This window comes from Bifidobacterium rousetti, from assembly GCF_008698235.1.
Classification (GTDB): domain Bacteria; phylum Actinomycetota; class Actinomycetes; order Actinomycetales; family Bifidobacteriaceae; genus Bifidobacterium; species Bifidobacterium rousetti.
In genome coordinates this window covers 57,005-78,780 of the sequence record NZ_PEBH01000009.1, presented here as the reverse complement: position 1 = coordinate 78,780, position 21,776 = coordinate 57,005, and the positions used below count along the sequence as shown (strand labels likewise).

Annotated in this window: 20 protein-coding genes, 1 tRNA gene and 1 pseudogene; 20 read left to right on the top strand and 2 right to left on the bottom strand. The window is 66.1% G+C overall.

The window, feature by feature from the left end; translation table 11 throughout:
- The 13 genes from rplO (at position 1) to CSQ85_RS09680 (ending at position 10,681) form a co-directional block, all read left to right on the top strand.
- Positions 1-453, top strand: a complete 453-nt coding sequence (rplO, locus tag CSQ85_RS09740) for a 50S ribosomal protein L15 (RefSeq protein WP_150383905.1) — start codon at positions 1-3, stop codon at positions 451-453.
- 290 nt (positions 454-743) lie between these two features.
- Positions 744-2,081 (top strand): preprotein translocase subunit SecY, encoded by a 1,338-nt coding sequence (gene secY / locus CSQ85_RS09735; protein ID WP_107042211.1) that lies wholly within the window; start codon positions 744-746, stop codon positions 2,079-2,081.
- A gap of 7 nt (positions 2,082-2,088) precedes the next feature.
- Positions 2,089-2,655 carry an adenylate kinase gene (locus CSQ85_RS09730; RefSeq protein WP_150383904.1) on the top strand — a complete coding sequence of 189 codons (567 nt, stop codon included), beginning with the start codon at positions 2,089-2,091 and terminating at the stop codon, positions 2,653-2,655.
- Between the two features lie 157 nt (positions 2,656-2,812).
- Positions 2,813-3,031, top strand: a complete 219-nt coding sequence (infA, locus tag CSQ85_RS09725) for a translation initiation factor IF-1 (RefSeq protein ID WP_004268611.1) — start codon at positions 2,813-2,815, stop codon at positions 3,029-3,031.
- A 22-nt stretch (positions 3,032-3,053) separates the two neighbouring features.
- Positions 3,054-3,167, top strand: a complete 114-nt coding sequence (rpmJ, locus tag CSQ85_RS09720; RefSeq protein ID WP_043164480.1) for a 50S ribosomal protein L36 — start codon at positions 3,054-3,056, stop codon at positions 3,165-3,167.
- Between the two features lie 144 nt (positions 3,168-3,311).
- Positions 3,312-3,689, top strand: coding sequence for a 30S ribosomal protein S13 (gene rpsM / locus CSQ85_RS09715; RefSeq protein ID WP_107042202.1), 378 nt, complete (start codon positions 3,312-3,314; stop codon positions 3,687-3,689).
- A gap of 90 nt (positions 3,690-3,779) precedes the next feature.
- Complete coding sequence (gene rpsK / locus CSQ85_RS09710) at positions 3,780-4,178, top strand: 30S ribosomal protein S11 (protein ID WP_043164473.1); 399 nt, start codon at positions 3,780-3,782, stop codon at positions 4,176-4,178.
- 79 nt (positions 4,179-4,257) lie between these two features.
- Complete coding sequence (locus CSQ85_RS09705) at positions 4,258-5,256, top strand: DNA-directed RNA polymerase subunit alpha (RefSeq protein WP_150383903.1); 999 nt, start codon at positions 4,258-4,260, stop codon at positions 5,254-5,256.
- Between the two features lie 92 nt (positions 5,257-5,348).
- Positions 5,349-5,852, top strand: coding sequence for a 50S ribosomal protein L17 (gene rplQ, locus CSQ85_RS09700; RefSeq protein ID WP_150383902.1), 504 nt, complete (start codon positions 5,349-5,351; stop codon positions 5,850-5,852).
- Positions 5,853-6,074: 222 nt separating this feature from the next.
- Positions 6,075-7,094, top strand: coding sequence for a tRNA pseudouridine synthase A (locus tag CSQ85_RS09695; RefSeq protein ID WP_150383901.1), 1,020 nt, complete (start codon positions 6,075-6,077; stop codon positions 7,092-7,094).
- A gap of 190 nt (positions 7,095-7,284) precedes the next feature.
- Entirely contained in the window at positions 7,285-9,465 is a 2,181-nt protein-coding gene (locus tag CSQ85_RS09690) for a circularly permuted type 2 ATP-grasp protein (RefSeq protein ID WP_150383900.1), read from the top strand.
- Positions 9,466-9,524: 59 nt separating this feature from the next.
- Positions 9,525-10,325 carry a transglutaminase family protein gene (locus CSQ85_RS09685; protein ID WP_150383899.1) on the top strand — a complete coding sequence of 267 codons (801 nt, stop codon included), beginning with the start codon at positions 9,525-9,527 and terminating at the stop codon, positions 10,323-10,325.
- Positions 10,326-10,595: 270 nt separating this feature from the next.
- Positions 10,596-10,681, top strand: a tRNA-Ser gene (locus CSQ85_RS09680).
- Positions 10,682-10,781: 100 nt separating this feature from the next.
- Here the strand turns inward: CSQ85_RS09680 and CSQ85_RS09675 are convergent.
- Positions 10,782-11,765 (bottom strand): hypothetical protein, encoded by a 984-nt coding sequence (locus tag CSQ85_RS09675; RefSeq protein WP_150383898.1) that lies wholly within the window; start codon positions 11,763-11,765, stop codon positions 10,782-10,784.
- Between the two features lie 104 nt (positions 11,766-11,869).
- Between CSQ85_RS09675 and nusA the strand changes: the two genes are divergently transcribed.
- The 6 genes and pseudogenes from nusA to ribF all read left to right on the top strand — a co-directional run bounded on the left by nusA (position 11,870) and on the right by ribF (position 19,447).
- Positions 11,870-12,904, top strand: a complete 1,035-nt coding sequence (gene nusA, locus CSQ85_RS09670; RefSeq protein ID WP_150383897.1) for a transcription termination factor NusA — start codon at positions 11,870-11,872, stop codon at positions 12,902-12,904.
- Between the two features lie 220 nt (positions 12,905-13,124).
- Positions 13,125-13,214: pseudogene (locus CSQ85_RS13655) on the top strand (translation initiation factor IF-2 N-terminal domain-containing protein); the annotation flags it as partial.
- Positions 13,203-16,100, top strand: a complete 2,898-nt coding sequence (infB, locus tag CSQ85_RS09665) for a translation initiation factor IF-2 (protein WP_395956779.1) — start codon at positions 13,203-13,205, stop codon at positions 16,098-16,100. The pseudogene CSQ85_RS13655 and the gene infB, both read left to right, overlap by 12 nt.
- A gap of 157 nt (positions 16,101-16,257) precedes the next feature.
- The gene (rbfA, locus tag CSQ85_RS09660) at positions 16,258-16,851 is read left to right on the top strand and encodes a 30S ribosome-binding factor RbfA (protein ID WP_150383895.1); all 594 of its coding nucleotides are present in this window, start codon (positions 16,258-16,260) and stop codon (positions 16,849-16,851) included.
- Positions 16,844-18,142, top strand: a complete 1,299-nt coding sequence (locus CSQ85_RS09655) for a tRNA pseudouridine synthase B (protein ID WP_223846930.1) — start codon at positions 16,844-16,846, stop codon at positions 18,140-18,142. The genes rbfA and CSQ85_RS09655 overlap by 8 nt, the downstream gene beginning before the upstream one ends.
- Before the next feature lie 180 nt (positions 18,143-18,322).
- A complete protein-coding gene (gene ribF, locus CSQ85_RS09650; RefSeq protein ID WP_150383937.1) occupies positions 18,323-19,447 on the top strand; it encodes a bifunctional riboflavin kinase/FMN adenylyltransferase in 1,125 nt (374 codons plus the stop codon).
- A gap of 16 nt (positions 19,448-19,463) precedes the next feature.
- Here the strand turns inward: ribF and radA are convergent, their stop codons facing one another.
- Positions 19,464-20,936, bottom strand: a complete 1,473-nt coding sequence (gene radA, locus CSQ85_RS09645; protein ID WP_150383894.1) for a DNA repair protein RadA — start codon at positions 20,934-20,936, stop codon at positions 19,464-19,466.
- Between the two features lie 106 nt (positions 20,937-21,042).
- Between radA and CSQ85_RS09640 the strand changes: the two genes are divergently transcribed.
- On the top strand, positions 21,043-21,708 hold the full coding sequence (locus tag CSQ85_RS09640) for a hypothetical protein (RefSeq protein WP_190973002.1): 666 nt from the start codon (positions 21,043-21,045) through the stop codon (positions 21,706-21,708).
- Positions 21,709-21,776: the final 68 nt, after the last annotated feature.

Sequence of the window (21,776 nt, the reverse complement as noted above, 5' to 3'; positions counted from 1 at the left end):
ATGGCAGACAACGAAATCCTGCAGATGCACGACCTGAAGCCCGCCCCGGGCGCCAAGAAGGACCGCACCCGCGTGGGTCGTGGTGAAGGCTCCAAGGGTAAGACCTCCGGTCGCGGCTTCAAGGGCCAGACCAAGCGCACGCATGTGCGTCCGGGCTTCGAAGGTGGCCAGCTGCCGCTGTACATGCGCCTGCCGAAGCTCCGTGGCTTCAAGAACCCGTTCAAGACGGAGTTCCAGGTCATCAACATCGCCAAGCTCGCCGAGATCTTCCCGGAGGGTGGCGAGGTGACCGTGGCCGACCTCGTGGCGAAGGGCGCCGTGCGCGCCAACCAGCCGGTGAAGGTCCTCGGCGATGGCGAGACCACCGTCGCGTTCACGCTCAAGGGTGTGAAGGCCTCCGCTTCCGCCAAGGCCAAGATCGAGGCCGCCGGCGGCACCGTCTCCGAGGACTGATCGCTGCAGAGTGATCGGCCTGTTCGGACACGAATGATATGAGTCATGACCCCCTTGCCCTGTATTGGGCAAGGGGGTCATCTCATGTCGGAACCTTTTCGGGATCGGGTATCTCGGGTATCTCGGGTATCTCGAGGGATTCCCGCACATCCCCGAAATCTCAGGATATGGGGCGGATGCGTCCCCTCGCTGGCGATAAGTAGGCACGGTAGGATATGCTGGTGCGCTAGCGTGCAAAACGTGCTTGTATGTGTGTACGCGCCATGGGGCGCGGTATGGGAGGATTTCAGGTGAGGACGTTAATCCAGGCCTTGAAGACGAAGGAACTGAGGAAGAAGATCCTCTTCGTTCTGTTCATCATCATTATCTACCGCATCGGTTCGTTCATCCCCACCCCGGGTGTGGACTACACCGTTGTTCAGCAGTGTGTCGGCGCCATGCAGACTAGCTCGGAGAACTTCATCGGACTGGTGAACCTCTTCTCCGGCGACGCCATGCTGCAGCTGTCGATTTTCGCGCTGGGCGTGATGCCGTACATCACGGCGTCCATCGTCGTCCAGCTGCTGCGCGTCGTCATCCCGCGCTTCGAGGCCCTGCACAAGGAAGGCCAGTCCGGTGAGGCCAAGCTCACCCAGTACACCCGTTACCTGACCATCGGCCTCGCCGTCCTGCAGTCCACCACCATTCTGGTGACCGCCCGCTCCGGCGCGCTGTTCAACTACGCCTGCTCTCAGGTCATCCCCGACGGCTCCGTGTGGAACCTCATCGTCATGGTCCTCATCATGACCGGCGGCACCGGCCTGATCATGTGGATGGCCGAGCTCATCACCGACAAGGGCATCGGTCAGGGCATGTCCGTCCTCATCTTCATGTCCATCTGCTCCGGCTTCCTGCCGCAGCTGTGGGAGATCGGCTGGGGCACCAACGGCACCGACGGCGACTGGGCCAAGTTCGCGATCGTCGTGTCCGTCCTCGTCGTGATCCTCATCTTCGTCGACTTCGTCGAGCTGTGCCAGCGCCGCATCCCGGTGCAGTACACCCGCCGCATGATCGGCCGCAAGATGTACGGCGGCTCCTCCACCTACCTGCCGCTGAAGATCAACATGTCCGGCGTCATCCCGCCGATCTTCGCCTCCTCGATCCTCGCCATCCCGACCCTCATCGCGCAGTTCGGCAAGTCCGACCAGAGCTGGGTCAAGTGGATCAACTCCAACCTGGCGAACACCACCAGCATCTGGTACATCGCGCTGTACGCGCTGATGATCGTGTTCTTCTGCTTCTTCTACACCGAGATCACGTTCAACCCGGACGAGACCGCGGACAACATGAAGCAGTACGGCGGCTTCATCCCGGGCATCCGCGCGGGCAACGCCACCAGCCGCTACCTGAGCTACGTCATGAACCGTCTGAACACGGTGGGCGCCGTCTACCTGCTGTTCGTCGCGCTCATCCCGACCGTGCTCATCATGGCCCTCGGCCTCAACACCCAGCTGCCGTTCGGCGGCACCACCATCCTGATCATCGCGGGCGTCGGCCTCGACACCCTGCGTCAGGCCAAGGCACAGACCGAACAGTTCCAGTACGCCGGATTCCTGTTCGAGAACACCGACCACGTCGAAGGAAAGTGAGAATCACATGCGTCTTCTGATCATGGGCCCGCAGGGCGTCGGCAAGGGTACCCAGGCTGCGCTGCTCGCCGAGCACTACGGCATCCCGGCCATCTCCACCGGTGACATCTTCCGCGCCAACATCAAGGGCAAGACCGAGCTGGGCCTCAAGGTCATCGCCTACACCGACAAGGGCGAGCTGGTTCCGGACGAGCTGACCAACTCCATCGTCAAGGACCGTCTGGCCCAGGAGGACGCCAAGAACGGCTGGATCCTCGACGGCTACCCGCGCAACGCCGCCCAGGTCGAGGCGCTGGACGCCATGCTCGAGGAGCTCGGCACCCCGCTCGACGCCGTCGTGGCGCTGGACGCCGACCACGACGTGCTGATGCACCGCATCGCGAAGCGCGCCGAGGAGCAGGGCCGCACCGACGACAACCCGGAGGCCATCGCCAAGCGCCTCGCCACCTATGCCAAGGAGACCGCACCGCTGCTGGACACCTACAAGTCCCGCGGCCAGCTGGTCGAGATCGACGGCGTCGGCGAGATCGACGCGATCCAGGCCAACATCGTCGCCGCGCTCGACGCCCGCTGAGCCTGACCGGCACAGCCTCGGCAACTAGCACGACATCACGGAACCGGACGGTACGACACGCCATGTGTCGTCTCGTCCGGTTCTTGTGTATTCTAGTAACTTGGTGTGTCTTCGGGTACACCCATGTAATGCAACCGAGGAATGGAAGCAGGAGTCCATGGCAAAAGACGGTGTGATTGAAGTCGAAGGTAGGGTTGTCGAAGCGCTGCCGAACGCGATGTTTCGCGTCGAACTTGAGAACAAGCACATCGTGCTCGCCACCATCTCCGGCAAGATGAGGAAGAACTACATCCGAATCCTTCCGCAGGATCGCGTCGTGCTCGAGATGAGCCCGTACGATCTCAACCGCGGCCGTATTACGTACCGTTATAAGTAAGGTACAAAAGCAAAGGAAAACCATGAAGGTCAGCCCTAGTGTGAAGAGGATCTGCGAGAACTGCCGCGTGATCCGTCGTCACGGCCGCGTCATGGTGATCTGCTCCAACCCGCGCCACAAGCAGCGTCAGGGCTGAGAGAAGATTCTCCAGCGGCATATCATCAGGCACTCATTCACAGTGCTTCCCGCAAGGGAACGACACTGAACCACGGGCACGTAGGCCCGTGCCGGGGAACCGGGCGAGTGGGTGCAAGACCTACGTCAACAAGAAGGAATCGCAATGGCACGTCTTGCCGGAGTCGACATCCCCAATGAGAAGCGCATCGAGATCGCCCTCACCTACATTTTCGGTGTGGGTCGCACTCGTGCCAAGGAAACGCTTGCCGCGACCGGTATCAACCCGGACATCCGCGTCAAGGATCTTACCGACGAGCAGCTGATCACGCTGCGTGACTACCTCGAGGCCAACTACAAGATCGAGGGCGACCTGCGTCGTGAAATCGACGCGGACATTCGTCGCAAGATTCAGATCAACTGCTACCAAGGCCTGCGTCACCGTAAGGGACTTCCTGTGCGCGGTCAGCGCACCAAGACCAACGCCCGCACCCGCAAGGGCCCGAAGCGTACGGTCGCCGGAAAGAAGAAGGCCACCAAGTAGTAGTGGCTGAAGGTACGGGCCACGGGGTAACACCCATCGCCCGAACCACCATTTCACAACAATAAGTTCGTTACAAGGAAACGAGGGTCAATGGCAGCGCCTAAGCAAGCCGCTCGTAAGCCCCGTCGTCGTGATCGCAAGTCGATCCCGGTCGGCCAGGCTCACATCAAGTCCACTTTCAACAACACGATCATTTCGATCACCGATCCGTCCGGCGCCGTGGTGTCCTGGGCCTCCGGTGGCGATGTCGGTTTCAAGGGCTCCCGTAAGTCCACGCCGTACGCCGCTGGCATGGCCGCCGAGTCCGCCGCCCGCAAGGCGATGGAGCACGGTCTGAAGAAGGTCGACGTCTTCGTCAAGGGCCCGGGTTCCGGTCGCGAGACCGCCATCCGCTCCCTGCAGTCCGCCGGCCTGGAAGTCGGTTCCATCACCGACGTCACCCCGCAAGCGCACAACGGCGTTCGTCCCCCGAAGCGTCGTCGCGTCTGAGCACTACTAGACAATATTCATCCAACCCGCTTATGGTCCGGTGAGTGCACCACCGGTCAGAAGCTGAAAGGATACCACAGTGCTTATTGCACAGCGTCCGACTCTTACCGAGGAATCGCTGAACCCTCAGCGTTCTCGCTTCACCATCGAGCCGCTCGAACCGGGATTCGGCTACACGCTTGGCAACTCGCTGCGCCGAACCCTGCTGAGCTCGATCCCGGGTGCCGCTGTGACGTCGGTGCGTATCTCCGGTGCCCTGCACGAGTTCACCACTCTGCCGGGTGTCCAGGAGGACGTCACCGAGATTCTGCTCAACGTCAAGGGAATCGTGCTCACCAGCGAGTACGACGAGCCTGTCGTGATGTATCTGCGCAAGAGCGGTAAGGGCGAGGTCACCGCCGGTGACATCACCCCGCCCGCCGGTGTGACCATCGCCAACCCCGACATGCACATCGCCACCCTCGCCGAGGACGGCGAACTCGAGATCGAGTTCACCGTCGAGCGTGGCCGTGGTTACGTGCCGGCGGCGATGAACAAGCAGGATAGCGATGAGATCGGCCGCATCCCGGTCGATTCCATCTACTCCCCTGTGCTCAAGGTGAGCTACAAGGTCGAGGCCACCCGTGTCGAACAGCGCACGGACTTCGACAAGCTCGTCCTTGACGTGGAGACCAAGCCGGCCATCTCCCCGCGCGACGCGGTGGCTTCCGCCGGTTCCACCCTGGTGGAGCTCTTCGGCCTGTGCCGTGAGCTCAACACCCAGGCCGAAGGCGTCGAGGTCGGCCCCGCCCCCGTGGTGGAGGAGTCCAACCCCGAGCTGGCCGTGCCGATCGAGGACCTCAACCTCACGCAGCGCAGCTACAACTGCCTCAAGCGCGAGGGTATCCACACCATCGGCGAGCTGGTCTCCCACACCGAGCAGGATCTGCTCGATATCCGCAATTTCGGTATGAAGTCCATTGACGAGGTCAAGGAGAAGCTCCAGTCCCTGGGCATGTCTCTCAAGGCTTCCCCGCTCGGTGGCTTCGATACCAACAATCTCGAAGGCGGCACCTTCTTCTCGCCTGAAGACGAGTGAGAAACCGTTAACCGCAGTTCGACCAACCACGAGGTCGATTCGGATGTTCGGGCCTCTGCCCACCTGAATCGACCTCGTTAAAAGGAGTTACTATGCCCACACCCAAGAAGGGCCCGCGTCTGGCCTCCAGCCCGGCGCACGAGCGTCTGATGCTCGCGAACATGGCCACCAGCCTGTTCCAGAACGGCCGCATCGTCACCACGCTGCCGAAGGCCAAGCGCCTTCGTCCGCTGGCCGAGCGCCTGATCACCTTCGCCAAGCGCGGTGATCTGCACTCCCGCCGTCGCGTGATGCGTGTCGTGCGCAACAAGTCCGTCGTCCACACGCTCTTCACCCAGATCGCCGAGCAGATGGAGCAGCGTGAGGGTGGCTACACCCGCATCGTGAAGATCACCCCGCGCAAGGGTGACTCCGCTCCGGCCGCCATCATCGAGCTCGTCACCGAGCCGGTGAGCGCCAAGCAGGCCGTGGTGAAGGAAGCCGAGGCCGCCACCAAGGTCGAGGCTCCCGCCGCTGAGGCTCCGGCCGAGGCGACTGAGGCCACCGAGGCTCCGGCCGAGGCCGCCGCCGAGCAGCCGGCCGCCGACGCCGAGTGAGCGAAACGACGCTCATGGCTGTCCGCCGCTGAATCCGCACCGTCGCGATGACGACCGTGCGGATGAGGGTTGGCGGGACGTCAACGTGAAAGGGTCGGGAATCCCATACGGGGTTCCCGACCCTTTTCGTATCCCGGCGTACTCCGGCGTATCCCGGGCGTATCCCGTTACGCCCAGACGTATCCCGGCGAACTTCCCGGCGAACTTGTATCTTGGGAAACCATGACGATCACGACTGACAGGGAATCGGCCGGTGGAACGCAGTCCGGCAAGGTGCGGTTGCGCATCGATCTCGCCTATGACGGCGGCGCCTTCTTCGGCTGGGCGACGCAGCCCGCCATCCGCACCGTGCAGGGCGAGATCGAGACCGCACTGCACCGCATCCTGCACGTTCCCGCCGACGATCCCGACGAGCCATTGCGGCTCGTGGTGGCGGGGCGCACGGACACCGGCGTCCATGCCAGCCATCAGGTGTGCCATCTGGACATCTCCGAAACGGTGCTCGCGCGGGCGGTCGGCCACATGCAGGTGACCGCGACCGTCGCCCTGGCTCACCGGCTGCAGCGACTGCTGCCTCGCGACATCGCCATCCACCGCATCAGCGTGGCACCGGACGGCTTTGACGCGCGTTTCTCTGCGTTGGAACGCACCTACGTCTACCGCATCGCAGACCGGGGGAGCGAGGTCGACCCGCGTCTGGCCGGCTGCGTGCTGCACATCGACGACGATCTCGATCTGGATTCGATGAACGCCGCCGCCGCCGAGACCATCGGACTGCACGATTTCGGATCGTTCGCCACGCCGAACCCGGGCGGCACGACGATCCGCGAGGTCAAGCGCGCGTATTGGACGCGCGTGCCGGTCCGTCCGCTGCTGCCGTGCGCCGCGGTGCAGGACGTCGCGGTGCAGGACGCGTCCGTGCAGGGTGCCGTGGACGCAACCGCGCGGCCGGATCGCGGCTACGTCGTCCCCACGCTTGAATCGGGACTCGTGTGCTTCACGATCGTGGCCGACGCGTTCGCGCGCAACATGGTCCGGTCACTGGTCAACGCATGCGTCGCGGTCGGTGTCGGCAAACGCGACCTCGACTGGTTCCGCGCCAAGATGGCGGTGCCGAAGCGCGAGGGATCGACCGGTCCGATCGCGCCGCAGGGGCTGACGCTGGAACACGTCGCCTATCCGGCGGACGATCTGCTGGCGAGCCGCGCGCAGGCCATCCGCGCCGTGCGCACCCTGCCGTGACACCGCCCGAATCCGACGGCGCGTTGACAGCGCGTCGCCGGCGCGTCGACGGCGGTGACGCGCTCGTAACATTTCCGCGCGTTTGCCGAAACGCCTTCACCTTACGTTTGCCAAGTACCAATAAGATATCGGCTAACACGCGTGGAGCGGGCAGCGGCGCCACGCGGCAAACGCAAGGAAGTGTGACACGATGATCGAATCGGCGGCGCAAAAGCTGGCGGCGGAACTGGTCGGACGGCGTGAGGGCATCAACCGCGAGCTGGCCCGCAACGGCGTGCGTTTCGGTGTATACAAGAACGGCGAATACCATGACCGTCTGTTCCCCTACGATCCGATCCCGCGCATCATCGAATCCGACGAGTTCGACGAGCTCGAGGCCGGACTGAAGCAGCGCGTCAACGCGCTCAACGCCTACCTGAGGGACATCTACTCGGACAAGAACATCATCCATGACGGCGTCGTGCCCGAGGAGTTCGTCTACACGTCCGCCGGCTACTATCCGCAGGTCAACGGCGTCACCCCGCCGGCCGGCGTGTTCGCGCACATCGCCGGCGAGGATCTGGTTCAGGGCGAGGACGGACGCTGGTGGGTGCTCGAGGACAACCTGCGCATCCCCTCCGGCGCCAGCTACCCGCTGTTCGCCCGCGACATCGAACGCCGTTCCAACCCGCGCCTGTTCCGCGAGGTGCGCGTGCGCGACAACCGCGACTACCCGCGTCTGCTGCGCAAGGCGATGGACTTCGTCTCCACGGAGGGCATCGCCGTGATCCTGACTCCGGGCCGCTACAATTCCGCGTTCTTCGAGCACGCCTACCTCGCCGAGAAGACAGGCGCCACGCTCGCCTTCCCCGAGGACCTCGAGGTCGAGGAGAACAAGCTGTTCTTCCTCGACTACGCCGGCAACCGCCACCGCGTCGGCGTCGTCTACCGTCGTCTCGCCGACGACTACCTCGACCCGTTCGCTTTCAACCCCGACTCCGTGATCGGCGTGCCGGGCCTGCTGTCCGCGTACCGCGCCGGCAACGTGGCCATCGTCAACGCGCCGGGCAACGGCGCCGCCGACGACAAGGCGATCTACTACTTCGTGCCCCAGATGATCAAGTACTATCTGGGCGAGGAGCCGATCCTGCACAACGCGCCCACCTACATGCCGATGTTCGACAAGGACCGCAAGGAGGTCCTGAGCCGCATGGACGAGCTCGTCATCAAGGACGTGGCCGAGGCCGGCGGCTACGGCGTCGTATTCGGCCGAGACCTCGACAAGGACAAGCGCGAGGAGCTCGCCGACCGCATCAAGAGCGATCCGCGACGCTTCATCGCACAGGAGATCATCCAGTTCCGCGACATCGACGTCGTCGACCCGTCCACCGGCGAGCACAGCCCGCGCAAGGCCGATCTGCGCGCCTTCGTCGTGACCGGGCAGAACACCCACGTCTGGTATTCGGGCCTGACCCGCTACTCGTCGGTGCCCGGCCAGATGATCGTCAACTCCTCCCAAGGCGGCGGGTTCAAGGACACCTGGGTGCTGGCGCCGAAGGACCGCACGATCCCGAACCACGGCGAGGAGATCGAATCCGTCAACCTCATGCCGCACGCGCGCAAGCACTCGCTGCAGCTGGTCACCGCGTCCAAGGCCGACAACCTGTACTGGCTGGGACGCTACACCGAGCGCGCGTTCACCACACTGGTCCAGTTCTACCCGTTCTACGACCGTGTGATGGACGACAACCCGGACGCCTTCCGCCCGTTCGCCCGCGCGCTCGACTTGCCCGAGGACTTCGAGGACTTCGACACGTTCATCCATTCGTTCCTCTATGACGGCACGAACCCCGATTCCGTGCGCAGCGCCATCGTCTCCGCGTTCTACAACGCGGTCGTCCTGCGTCCGGAACTTTCGTCGCGCCTGCTGCAGTACGTTGAACTGGCGGTGACGAACATCACCAACGCCGCCGAACGGTTCGCGAGCTCCGCGGACATCTACGCACAGCGCGACATCGCCGACGACATGCTCGCCTTCTGGGGCGGTATCGAGAACTCGGCCGCCGACATGACGCTCAAGGCGTTCATCTTCATTGGCAAGTACATCGAACGCCTCGACCTGTACACGAGGTTCGGCATGCCGATCGAGGAGATGGAGGCGCCGCTGAAGAAGCTCAGCTCCTACTCGCATGCGCTGGACGGCATGCCGTTGCCGCAGTGCTTCGCCGAGGGCGTCGGCTGGCTGCTCGGCCAGCTCCCGCAGCGCGGTTACCCGGAGCTGACGGCCCGTCTGCAGGAGTTCCTCGACGATTTCGGCAAGCGTTCGATCACCGGCGACCGCAAGGATCCCGGCTCGTTCAGCGCGATGAACATGGACGCGCGTCGTCCGTGAGGCGAGACGAAGCTGGTAAGGTGGAATGAGGTATATCACATCTTACGGAGCCCTGATTCATGAAAAAACTGGTGTTTGACTACGAGATGAAGCTCAGCTTCAGCTCGCCCGTCACCGATCACCGTTTCCAGCTGCGGTGCATTCCCGCGACGGGCCCGCGTCAGCAGGTCGTCGACGTGGAGATCGACATCGAGCCCGAGGTGGAGCTGGAAACCACCATCGACTCCTTCGATTCGGTGGTGAAGACCGGCTACATCGCCGAACCCCATGATGTGTTCAACTACAAGGTCACCGGCATCGCGTTCGTCGACAACGAGCACATCAAGACGGAGATCTACAAGCCGTTGTACCGCTTCGACTCCGCGTTGACGATCCCCGGCCCGGCGGTGGAGGCGCTCACCGACATCTGCCGCCGCCGGCTCGCGGCGCTGCCCGAGGACGCCTCGCCGGTCGATAAGGCCCGCGAGATCATGGACGAGGTGTACAAGGCGTTCGTCTACACGCCCGGCTCCACCACGATCCGCACCACCGCGGAGCAGGCGCTCGCCCAGCGCAAGGGCGTGTGCCAGGACTACGCGCATGTGATGCTGTCCGTGTGCCGTCACTGCGGGCTGATCGCGCGCTACATCGCCGGTCTGCTCGGCGGCGAGGGGGCCACCCACGCGTGGGTGGAGGTGTATCAGGGGCATCGTTGGATCGGACTCGACCCGACGCACAACCGTATGGTCGACGACAACTACATCACGATCGCCCACGGACGCGATTACCGCGACTGCATGCTCGACATCGGCATCTTCTCCGGATACAACGTCAAGCAGTCGCAGTGGGTCAACGCCTCGGTCCACGAGCAGACGCTGTAGGCGCCGGCGGAATCATATTCTCGGCTCCCCTTGTCAGGACGTTGCCGTGAAGCAAACAGCGGAGCTGTTTGTAGGCAACGTGCGAGCCGACAGGCGAGCTGGCAGAATGCGCGCGTAGCGCGTCCGTAATTGCGGGACGAGCTGGCCCGCGAAGCGAGACTGAGGGGTAGTCAATGCGACTAGTGCAGTGTTTGGCGGAACGCGACGCGCCGACTTGCGCGTCGTGCGCAGAGGCTTATAATGAACAGGTTGCGTTTTCGCGCAGCATGTGGATGAATGTCCGAGCGGTCTAAGGAGCACGCCTCGAAAGCGTGTGAGGGCAACCCCCTCCGCGAGTTCGAATCTCGCTTCATCCGCCCTTGAGGGTTCCGAGTGATTCACTCGGAACCTTTTTTCATGCCGAGGCGTCATGGACCGATGTTTTGGCGGGGCCGGACGATTCCGGACGGCCCGGACTCAGTTGAACAGGGCGGTGTCGGTGGCGGGGTAGCCGAGCGTGAAGGCGCGCCAGGCGCGGGCCGTGACGGTCTGGGATAGGAACCGCAGAGTCTTTTCGGAGGCGCGTGTTGCGGATGCGGCGTCGGTGCCGTCAGTGGCGTTGGTGCTGTTCGTGCCGTCCGTGCCGTCGGTGGTGTCGGCGTCGCTTGAAACCGTGCCCATGTCGGCGATCGCGTCGAGGTATTCGCGGGCGCAGTTCATCTCGATGACCGACACGGTGTTCGCCGTGATCCCAGTCGCCGGATCGTCGATGGTGTCGGGATGCGCGACGAGCCGGTCGACCGTGTACACCTTCTGCCTCGGGTCCGTGTCCGTGCCGGAGATCGTGAACAGGCGTTGGGCCGCGGTTTTGTGGTTGTCGGACATCGCGAGTGTGGCGCCGTCGACCTTGCGGGCGGCGAGCACCTCGATGTCGAATCCGGCGCGGTCCTCAGCCAGCGACATCGCGGCGATCGACGAGGACGGGATGTCGAGCTTCACGACATCCCCGTAGTCCACGCTTGCGGGGGAGAGCGCGGGCAGGCCGAGCCGCGACGCCAGCGTCTGCGCGATGTACGAGGCCTGCGCGGCGTGCATCGCGCCCTCGGCGAAACGCCCGTCGCAACTGACGGCCACGGTGGTCCATGCGTCGGCGGCCGATCGCGCCGCGAGATAGCGCATCATCATGGGCCGGCCGTCGGACGTGCCCGGGGCGGCGGCGGAACCCGTTCCGGACGACGCCGTCAGATACGCGCTCTCGCAGGTGCTCAGCTCGGACGCGTCGTCGATCTGCGCCTCAAGACGCGGTGCTCCGGAGACCGACGTCGAGCAGCCGGCGAGCGAGACGGCCATGCCGATCGCCGCTGTCAGCGCGATCGCGGCGTGTGCGTGTGCGCGTGCGAACGTGCGCGCGAACGCCGCCGAACCGGCCCGACCGACCGTCCAATCCCGAAGTGTCTGCATAAAACAGTAGAGTAAACACCGACTATGACCATATCGGCCAAGAACGGGCTCAAGCGCCGCGGTTAAGCCGTAATAACTTAAGACTTATAGGGAGGTCTTGCGAAATGGAACTGGACCTGACGTCAATCCACAAGCTCGCAGCGGAGCAGGGCATCGACGCGCAAACGCTCGATGCCGCGCTTTCGGAGGCGCTCCGCCTCGCGTACCTCAAGACCCCGCACGCGGCCAAGCACGCCCGCGTCGAGCTCGACGACCGCGCCGGCACCTTCACGGTGTGGGCGGCCGACGAGACCCCGGGCACGCCCACCGAGGACGATCCGCATCCCGCGCCGATCATCGGCGAGGAGTACGACGACACCCCGAAGGACTTCGGCCGTCTCGCCGCCTCCACCGCCCGTCAGGTCCTGTCCCAGCTGTTCCGTCACGCCGAGGACGAGCGCGTGTTCGGCGCCTTCTCCGGGCAGAAGGGCAAGCTCATCACGGGCATCGTCCAGCAGGATGTGAAAGACCCGTCCAACGTGCATATCGCCGTGGGCGACGTCGAAGCCCTGCTGCCCCGCCGCGAGCAGGTTCCGGGCGAGCGCTACCGTCATGGTGAGCGTCTGCGCGTGTTCGTCGTCAACGTCGGCCGTGGCGTCAGGGGCCCGGAGATCGTCGTCTCCCGCTCCCACCCGGATCTGGTGCGTCGCCTGTTCGAGCGCGAGGTGCCGGAGCTGGCGTCCGGCGCGGTGTCGATCATGGCGATCGCGCGCGAGGCCGGAGCCCGCACGAAGATCGCGGTGAAGGCCAACACCGACGGCGTGAACCCGAAGGGCGCGCTGATCGGCCCCGGTGGAGCCCGTGTGCGCGCGGTGATGGAGAACCTCGGTCCGGAGAAGATCGACATCGTCGACTACTCCGACGATCCGGCCAAGTTCGTCGCCTCCGCGCTGAGCCCGGCCGTCGCGACCGGTGTGCAGGTCATCAGCGAGAAGAACAAGACGGCCATCGCGTTCATCCACGACGACCAGCTCTCCCTCGCCATCGGCAGGGAAGGGCAGAACGCGCGTCTCGCCGCCAAGCTCACCGGCTGGAAGATCGGCATCGAATCCGCCGAGGCGCACGCCAGGAAGCTCGCGGCCGAGAAGCAGGCCGACTGACCTTTCCGTGGCGTCGGGCGTGTGGGGTGTGCCGGCCTCGGCCGCCGCACCTTCGGGCGTGGCGCATCCAGCGTACTGAGTATGCTTGATGCGGTATGCCGGGCGCAAGCATGCCCGGCCGAAGAATGAGGAATTCACAATCATGGTCGTACGATGAACAGGCTCGCCGTCATCGAGATTTGACCGCGCCGGCGCGTGGTCACGATAAGGAGAACAAGTAGTGGCGAAACCACGCGTTTATGAAATTGCCAAGGCCCTTGGCGTCGACAGCAAGACCGTGCTGGAGAAGCTCAAGGATATGGGGGAGTTCGTCAAGTCCGCCTCCTCCACCGTCGAACCCCCGGTGGTTCGCAAATTGAGGTCCGCCTTCGCCGACCAGAACGGTCACGGCGACAAGGGCGGCAAGCAGGGCCCGAAGCCCGCGCCTGCGGCGAGGTCCGCCAGGCCGGCGGCCCCGCATTCGCCGGCGCCGAAGCCGGCCGCTCCCGCGCCCGTTCCGGGTCCGGGCCACAGCACCCCCGCCGACGGCGAGGGGCGTCAGCATCCGACGCCCACTCCGGGCGCCCGTCCCGGTCCGCGCCCCGCGCGCCCCGGCCAGCACGAGCAGTCCGGCCAGCGTTCCGAGCGTCATGATCGTGACCGTCAGGATCGTCGCGGCGAGCGCGGCGAACGTGGCGAGCGCAATGAGCGCGGTGATCGTCGCGACCGTCAGGATCGCGGCCACCGTTCCTCCATGCAGGGCGGCCGTCCGGGCGCGCGTCCTGGCATGCGTCCGCAGGGCGATCGTGATCGTCGTGGCGGCCAGCCGGGCCAGAACGGCGGCGCCCAGTCCGGTCAGACCCCGACTCCGGGCCAGCACTCCTCCCACACCCCGTCCGCGCCGACCCCGCATACGCCGGGTCCGCGTCCGGGCAACAACCCGTTCAGCCGCAAGCAGGGCATGCACACCCCGACGCCGGGTGACATCCCGCGTCCCCATCCGATGGCCCGCCCGACCGTGAACGACGGTCGTGGCCGTGGCGGTCGTCCGGGTCAGGGCGGTGGCCGTGGCGGCTTCCGCAACGGTCGTCCGGGTCAGGGCGGCGCGCAGGGCGCACGTCCGGGCCAGTGGGGCCACAACCGTCCGGGTCAGTCCGGCGGCACCCAGCAGGGCGGCGGCGCACAGCGCGGCGGTTTCCGCGGCGGTCAGGGAACGGGCTTCCAGAACAACGGCCCGAGCACCGGCAGCACCGGTCCTGCGCGCGGTGGTCGCGGCGGTCGCGGCGGCGCCGCGGGCGCGTTTGGCCGTCAGGGCGGCAAGAGCTCCAAGGCGCGTAAGAACAGGCTTGCGAAGCGTCGTGAGTACGAGGAGATCAAAGCGCCGACCATCGGCGGCGTGCGCATCCCGCGTGGCAACGGCCAGACCATCCGTCTGCGTCAGGGCGCGTCCCTGGCCGATCTGGCGGAGAAGATCGACGTCAATCCGGCGGCGCTCGTGACCGTGATGTTCCATCTCGGTGAGATGGCCACGGCCACGCAGTCGCTGGACGAGTCCACCTTCCAGATCCTGGGCGAGGAGATCGGCTGGAACATCCAGATCGTCTCCGCCGAGGAGGAGGACAAGGAGCTGCTCCAGCAGTTCGACATCGATCTGGACGGCGAGGAGCTGCAGGAGGACGAGGATTTGAAGCCCCGTCCGCCGGTCGTCACCGTCATGGGCCATGTCGACCACGGTAAGACCAAGCTGCTCGACACGATCCGTCAGACCAACGTCGTGGCGCGCGAGGCGGGTGGCATCACCCAGCGCATCGGCGCCTACCAGGTGACGGTCGATCTCGAGGGCGAAAAGCGCAAGATCACGTTCCTCGATACCCCGGGCCATGAGGCGTTCACCGCCATGCGTGCCCGTGGTGCCGAGATCACCGACGTCGCGATCATCGTCGTGGCGGCGGATGACGGCGTCATGCCGCAGACCGTCGAGGCGATCAACCATGCGAAGGCCGCCAAGGTGCCGATCGTCGTGGCCGTCAACAAGATCGACAAGCCGGGCGCGAACCCCGACAAGGTGCGCGGCCAGCTCACCGAGTTCGGTCTGGTGCCGGAGGAGTACGGCGGCGACACGATGTTCGTCGACATCTCCGCCAAGCAGAACATCAACGTGGACAAGCTCCTCGAAGCCGTGCTGCTTACCGCCGACGCGGATCTCGACCTGCGCGCGAACCCGGATATGGACGCCCGCGGCGCCACCATCGAGGCCAGGCTCGACAAGGGCCGCGGCGCCGTGGCCACCGTGCTCGTCCAGCAGGGCACCCTGCACATCGGCGACGCGATCGTGGCCGGCACCTCGTACGGCCGCGTGCGCGCGATGCTCGACGAGAACGGCAACCACATGAAGGAGGCCACCCCGTCCACGCCTGTTCAGGTGCTGGGCCTGACCTCCGTGCCGACCGCAGGCGACCTGTTCCTCGTCGCCCCGGACGACCGCACCGCACGCCAGATCGCCGAGAAGCGCCAGGCCACCGAGCGCGCCGCCCAGCTGGCCAAGCGCCGCAAGGTCGTCTCCCTCGAGTCCCTGAAGGAGCAGTTCGCCAAGTCCGAGGTGGACATGCTCAACATAGTCATCAAGGGCGATTCCTCCGGCTCCGTCGAGGCGCTCGAGGACTCCCTGATGAAGATCGAGGTGTCCGACGAGGTCGGCATCCAGGTCATCCACCGCGGCGTCGGCGCGATCACGCAGAACGACGTCAACCTCGCCACGGTCGACAAGGCCGTCATCCTCGGCTTCAACGTGCGCCCGAACCGTCAGGTCCAGGAGCTCGCCGACCGCGAGGGCGTGGAGATCAAGTACTACTCGATCATCTACAAGGCCATCGAGGACATCGAGGCCGCCCTGAAGGGCATGCTCAAGCCGGAGTACGAGGAGGTCGTCACCTCCCACAGCGAGATCCGCGAGATCTTCCGTTCGTCCAAGTTCGGCAACATCGCCGGCGTTATGGTCCAGGACGGCGAGGTCAAGCGCGGCACGAAGTGCCGTATCCTGCGCAACGGCGTCGCCACGGTCAACGACCTCGAGATCTCCTCGCTGCGTCGTTTCAAGGACGACGTGCAGTCCGTCAAGGAGGGCTACGAGGCCGGTATCAACCTCGGTTCGTTCAACGACATCGAGATCGGCGACATCATCGAGACCTTCGAGATGCGGGAAGTCGAGCGCAAGTAGTCCGTCCACATATCCGGCTTCGGAAGCTTCGGCGTGCGGTGCGCATCGCATCGCGCGCCGAAACCCGGCCGGTATCCGGTATCTCCGACATGCTCCCGCTGACGGCACTGTCCGCCAGCGGGAGCAGTCATACTCGCGAACACAAAGGATTTTTCTTATGGCAGGAACCAACCCCCGCGCCGCGAGGATCGCGGCCCTGATTCAGCGCGTCATCGCCTCGTCGATCGAACGCGAGTTGCATGACAAGCGACTGACGAACATCACCATCACCGAGGTCCGTGTGACCAACGACCTGCAGATCGCCAAGGTCTACTGGACCCAGTACGGCCACGAGGGCCACGAGCAGGGCGAGCGCAAGCGCGCCCAGCAGGCGCTCGATCAGGCCAAGGGCCATCTGCGTTCGCTCGTCGGGCGCAAGGCCGGCTTGCGTCTGACCCCGCAGCTGCAGTTCGTCTTCGACGAGGTGCCGGGCGAGGCCCACGAGATCGAGGACATCCTCGTCGTGGCGCGCAAGCGCGACGAGGAGCTCGCCCGCGCCCGCGCGACAGCCCAGTACGCCGGCGACGCCGATCCGTACAAGCATGACGACAGGGACGAGGACGCCGAGTCCGACGGCTTCGACGACGACGAGTTCGACGACGACGGCTTCGGGGATTTCGACGAGGCCGACGACGTGGACTCCTCCGACGATACGGACACGGACGATACTGACACGGACAATACGGACGGCACGGACGACTCGCGTGAGTGACGGCCTGCTCATCGTCGACAAGCCGCTGGGCGTGACCAGCTTCGACGCCGTCGCCGCCGTACGCGGCGCGCTGCACACGAAGAAGGTCGGCCACGCCGGCACACTCGACCCGATGGCCACGGGCATGCTGGTCATCGGGTTCGGCCGCGCCACGCGTCTGCTGCAGTACCTCGTCGAGCACGACAAGACCTACGAGGCGACGATCCGCCTTGGCATGCGCACCACCACCGACGACGCCGAAGGCGATCAGGTCCTCGACCCCGAGTCGTCCGCGCGCTGGCGTGAGCTGTCCGAAAGGGCGGCCGGGACGGCCGGCGCCGCGGCGGAGCCAACGGCGGGTTCGGACGCGCGAGTCTGGCGGACGATCATCGAACGGACCATCGCCGATCGATTCATCGGCGACATCGAGCAGGTGCCGAACGCCTTCTCCGCCATCAAGATCAACGGCAAACGCGCCTACGACCTCGCCCGCGAGGGCAAGGACGTCGAACTCAAGGCGCGCCCCGTGCACATCGCCGAATTCGCGGTGCTGGACGTGCGCCCCGGCCGCGCGTCGTCCGCGGTCGCCGGCGCGCCGCTGATCGCCACGGGTGATGCGGGTGACGCGCAAACCGATGTGAGCGTTATGTCAGCCGACGCGACGATCCCCGTCATCGACGTGGACGTGCGCGTCAGCTGCTCGTCGGGCACGTACATCCGCGCCCTGGCCCGCGATCTGGGCGACGCGCTCGGCGTCGGCGGCTCGCTGACCCGGCTGCGTCGCACGCGCGTCGGCCGGTTCGCGCTTGCCGACGATCGTTCCGGACTCGCTGTCACAGTCGTGTTGCCCTCCGACGCACGAGCGTCGGGAAGCGCGGACGTCTCCGATGCCGATGTTCCGGCGATTCGCGCGATCGGCGCGCACACCGAGGAGAAGACCTTCACCAACCGCGCGGGCGAGACGATCACCCGCGCCCACTGCGTGCTGGACACGCCGGACGGACTGTCCGGCGGGGAACGGGCCGACTGGCTCGTCGCGAGGTCGGTCGGCATGGCCGACGCGGCGCGCGGCGCGATGCCGGTCATCGAGATCGACGCGGCCGAGGCGCGTGAACTGCGATTCGGCCGGCGCATCGAACGCGACCTTGTCAGAGGCGTGCAGGCGGCTGCCATCGCCCCGGCCGAATCGTCGGACGCAGTGTCGGTGGGCGTCGAATCGTCGGGCACCGCGACGGCCGACGACGTCGTGGCGATCGTCGAACGCGCCAACGCGCACCAGATCAAACCGAGCGTCGTCTTCCCCGCCGGATAGCCCCGCGCATGGCCCGCGCCCGGTCGCGAGTCGCCCGGTCGTGAGCCGTCCGGCCCGAGCCACCACTGCTGCTAGAGTGGACGCGGGCCGCGCCGGGCGGGGCCGTGAAACGCCCCAGGCCTCTTTTGAAACCTGTTGAACCCCTGAAACCACCGGAATCCCCGAGGAACGACCATGGCAATGAACATCACGCATCTGACCCCCGATGAGAACGGCGACGTCGTCTGGCCCGCCTTCGACAACGACAGAAGGGCCGTGGTCACGTTGGGGGCGTTCGACGGCATGCATCTGGGGCATCAGGCCGTCGTGCGCCGCGTGGTCGAGCTCGCGCGCAGGCACGACGCGTTCTCCGTGGTGATCCTGTTCGATCCGCGACCCGCGTTCGTGCACCGCTGGGCCGCCGCACACGACGGCGTGGAGCCCGGCGAGGGCGTCATCGACGCGAACGCCCTGAACGGCGTCGACGACCGGCTCAGGACGCTGGAGGAGCTCGGTGTCGAACACGCGCTCGTCGTCGACTACACGCTGGCGTTCGCCGCGAAATCGTACATCTTCTTCCTCGGCCAGCTCACAGGCAAACTCGGCATGCGCACGCTCGTGCTCGGCTCCGACGCCGCGATGGGCGCCGGACGCAAGGGCGACGTCAAGGCGATCGCCAACCTTGCGGCGGCCACCGGCGTGTTCGAACTCGACGTGGTCGACGACCGCGGTCCCGGCGAGGTGCGCATCCCGCTGGGATGGCAGCCCGAGATGCCGGGGGAGTGGGGCGAGCCCGCCGACCCGCTCGCCGCGATGAGCAAGGCCGAGCGTCGCGCATGGAGCAAGCGCCATCAGGCCCGGGCCACGCGCGCATGGAGCTCCAGCAACGTGCGCTACCTGCTTGGACACGGCCGGATCAAGGACGCGAACGCGATCCTCGGACGCCCGCATGCGGTCGAAGGCGTCGTCGTGCACGGCGAGGAACGCGGACGCACGATCGGCTTCCCGACCGCGAACCTGTCCGAGGAGGTCATCGGCTACCTGCCGGTCGACGGCGTGTACGCCGGATGGCTCGTCGACGGCGACAGCCGCTGGCCCGCCGCGATCTCCATCGGCACCAAGCCCACGTTCAGCGAGAAGACCGGCCTCAACGAGCGCGTCGTCGAAGCGTATGCGATCACCGACGACTGGCTGGAACTCTACGGGCACAGGGTGCGCGTCGAATTCGTCGGCTTCCTGCGCCCGCAGGTGAAGTTCGACGGCGTGGACGCGCTCACCGACGAGCTGAGGCGCAACGTCGAGGAGACGAAGCGACTCACCGCCTGACGGTCAGGCCAAGCGCCTACAGCAGCGCGTCCAGCGCGGCCTTGAGCGACGACACCTGCACGATGGTGAGCCCCGGGATCGTCACGCGCTTGCGCAGCCGGGGCGTGACCGCCGTCGTGAAACCGAGACGCGCCGCCTCGCGCAGGCGGTACTCGAGCCGCGGCGCGGGACGCACCTGACCGGTCAGCGAGATCTCGCCGACCGCGCAGGTCGTGCGGGCGATCGGCGCGTGCTTCGCGGCGCTCGCCAGCGCGGCCACGATCGCGAGGTCGCAGGCCGGCTCTTTCGCGAGCCCGCCGGCGATCGTCGAGATGTACAGGTCGTTCGACAGCAGGTTCACGCGCCCGTGGCGGTACAGCACCGCCACCAGCATCGCGATGCGGTTCGAGTCGACGCCGTTGACGGCGCGGCGCGGCGTCGGCAGCACCGAATTGGTCACCAGCGACTGGATCTCGATCGGCAGGGATCGGTGGCCGTCCAGCGTGAACGTCACGCAGGTGCCCTCCACCGGCGCGTTGCCGTCGTCCGGGCCGTCACCGTCCGTGGTGGACAGGAACAGCCCCGCCGGGTCGGTCACCTCCTCGATGCCCTCGCCGCTCATGTCGAAGCAGCCGACCTCGTCCGTCGGCCCGAAACGGTTCTTCACCGCGCGCAGCATCCTGAGCGCGGTCTCCGCGTCGCCCTCGAACTGGCAGACCACGTCCACCAGATGCTCCAGCGTGCGAGGCCCGGCGATCGAGCCGTCCTTCGTGACGTGCCCCACCAGGAACACAGGCACGTCCAGCGTCTTCGCCACGTCGATCAGGGCGCTCGCCACCTCACGCACCTGCGTAGAGCCGCCCGAGATGCCGTCGACGTCCTGCGAGACGATCGTCTGCGCCGAATCGACGATCGCGAGCGTGGGCCGCTCCTGTTCGATCAATCCCAGCACGGTCGCGAGGTCCGTCGTGGCGGCGAGCAGCAGGTTCTCCTCGACCGCGTCGATGCGCGTGGCGCGAAGTCGCACCTGTCCCTGCGACTCCTCGCCGGAGACGTACAGCACGCGTCCGCCCGCCGCGGCATGGGCGCGCGCGATGTTGCCGGCCGTCTCCAACAGCAGCGTCGACTTGCCGATGCCGGGCTCGCCGGCCACCAGCACCACTGAACCGGGCACGATGCCGCCGCCGAGCACACGGTCGAACTCGGAGAACCCCGTGGGGATGCGCGTCACGTCGTCGGTGCCGATCTCGGTGATCGGGCGGGCCGTGCCGGCCATCACCGTCGTGGATCGCGTGCGGGACGTCCGCCCGTCCGCGCCGATGCCGGACGATCTCGCGCCGCCTGCGATCCCGCCGCCGCGGGCCGCCGAGGTACGCGCCGCCGCCGCGGGACGGGCCTCGTGGAACTCGTCGATCGTGCCCCACTGGCCACATTCGGGGCATTTGCCGAACCATTTGCCGCCGGTCCAGCCACATTCACTGCACAGGTACTGCACATTCGTCTTCGCCATGTCTCGACGCTATCGCCGCGAACAGACAGAACGGCGGACGGAACGGCGGACGGAACGGCGGACGGAACGGCGGGCAGCGTCACACGGCTGTGCCACAATCGGAATCATGCCGAAGTCGAATACCCGTCCGAACAATCGCCCGAAAAGCCCGAAAAGCCGCCCGAACACGCGTGATGCCGCGCGTGGCTCGTCGCACGGCAAACTGACCGTCGTCGTGGTGGCAGCCGTCGTGGCGATGGCTCTCGCGCTGCTCTCCGCGTTCGTGTGGCCGGGGTGGGCGCTCAACAAGGACACGACGCCGAAGGCCAGCCAGACGCAGACCACACAGCCGACCACGCCGAGCATCAAGGCGACGGCGTTGCCGAACGACGCGACCGAACTGCTCAAGGCCATGCCGGACAGCGTGCTCAACTTCGCGCGCACCAAGGCCTCGGACTCGTCCACATGGAGCTCGTCCTCGCCGCTCGAGGAGTACACGCTCACGTATTCGACAGGCAAGAAGGCCGAGGACGTCACGCTGACCGTGGCGCAGTGGAGCACGTCCACGCCCGCCAAGACCCAGTACGACGCGCTCGCCAAGGCGCTGGGCGGCAAGGCGATCGCGTCGGGCGCCGTCAAGGTGCAGGGCTCCGCGACCGGCGACTACGTGGTCAAGGGCGGCGAGGAGGACACCGCGCAGGCGACCGCCGTGTGGCGCAACGACACGGTGGTGTTCCAGGCCACCGGCGCGAAGGCGTCGGTGCAGCGGTTCTACCAGAAGTTCCCGCTGTGACCGTCGGCCGCGATCCGCGGCCCGCATATGGCCGCGCGATGAACCCACGGTGACCGGCCGGGTGCCAT

Coding starts and splice junctions, on each gene's coding strand:
- CSQ85_RS09730 (WP_150383904.1), top strand. CDS start 2,089: ATGCGTCTTCTGATCATGGGCCCGCAGGGCGTCGGCAAGGGTACCCAG.
- rpsM (WP_107042202.1), top strand. CDS start 3,312: ATGGCACGTCTTGCCGGAGTCGACATCCCCAATGAGAAGCGCATCGAG.
- infB (WP_395956779.1), top strand. CDS start 13,203: ATGGGGGAGTTCGTCAAGTCCGCCTCCTCCACCGTCGAACCCCCGGTG.
- rplQ (WP_150383902.1), top strand. CDS start 5,349: ATGCCCACACCCAAGAAGGGCCCGCGTCTGGCCTCCAGCCCGGCGCAC.
- CSQ85_RS09675 (WP_150383898.1), bottom strand. CDS start 11,765: ATGCAGACACTTCGGGATTGGACGGTCGGTCGGGCCGGTTCGGCGGCG.
- rpmJ (WP_043164480.1), top strand. CDS start 3,054: ATGAAGGTCAGCCCTAGTGTGAAGAGGATCTGCGAGAACTGCCGCGTG.
- rbfA (WP_150383895.1), top strand. CDS start 16,258: ATGGCAGGAACCAACCCCCGCGCCGCGAGGATCGCGGCCCTGATTCAG.
- radA (WP_150383894.1), bottom strand. CDS start 20,936: ATGGCGAAGACGAATGTGCAGTACCTGTGCAGTGAATGTGGCTGGACC.
- CSQ85_RS09685 (WP_150383899.1), top strand. CDS start 9,525: ATGAAAAAACTGGTGTTTGACTACGAGATGAAGCTCAGCTTCAGCTCG.
- CSQ85_RS09640 (WP_190973002.1), top strand. CDS start 21,043: ATGCCGAAGTCGAATACCCGTCCGAACAATCGCCCGAAAAGCCCGAAA.
- rpsK (WP_043164473.1), top strand. CDS start 3,780: ATGGCAGCGCCTAAGCAAGCCGCTCGTAAGCCCCGTCGTCGTGATCGC.
- nusA (WP_150383897.1), top strand. CDS start 11,870: ATGGAACTGGACCTGACGTCAATCCACAAGCTCGCAGCGGAGCAGGGC.
- CSQ85_RS09695 (WP_150383901.1), top strand. CDS start 6,075: ATGACGATCACGACTGACAGGGAATCGGCCGGTGGAACGCAGTCCGGC.
- CSQ85_RS09690 (WP_150383900.1), top strand. CDS start 7,285: ATGATCGAATCGGCGGCGCAAAAGCTGGCGGCGGAACTGGTCGGACGG.
- ribF (WP_150383937.1), top strand. CDS start 18,323: ATGAACATCACGCATCTGACCCCCGATGAGAACGGCGACGTCGTCTGG.
- infA (WP_004268611.1), top strand. CDS start 2,813: ATGGCAAAAGACGGTGTGATTGAAGTCGAAGGTAGGGTTGTCGAAGCG.
- rplO (WP_150383905.1), top strand. CDS start 1: ATGGCAGACAACGAAATCCTGCAGATGCACGACCTGAAGCCCGCCCCG.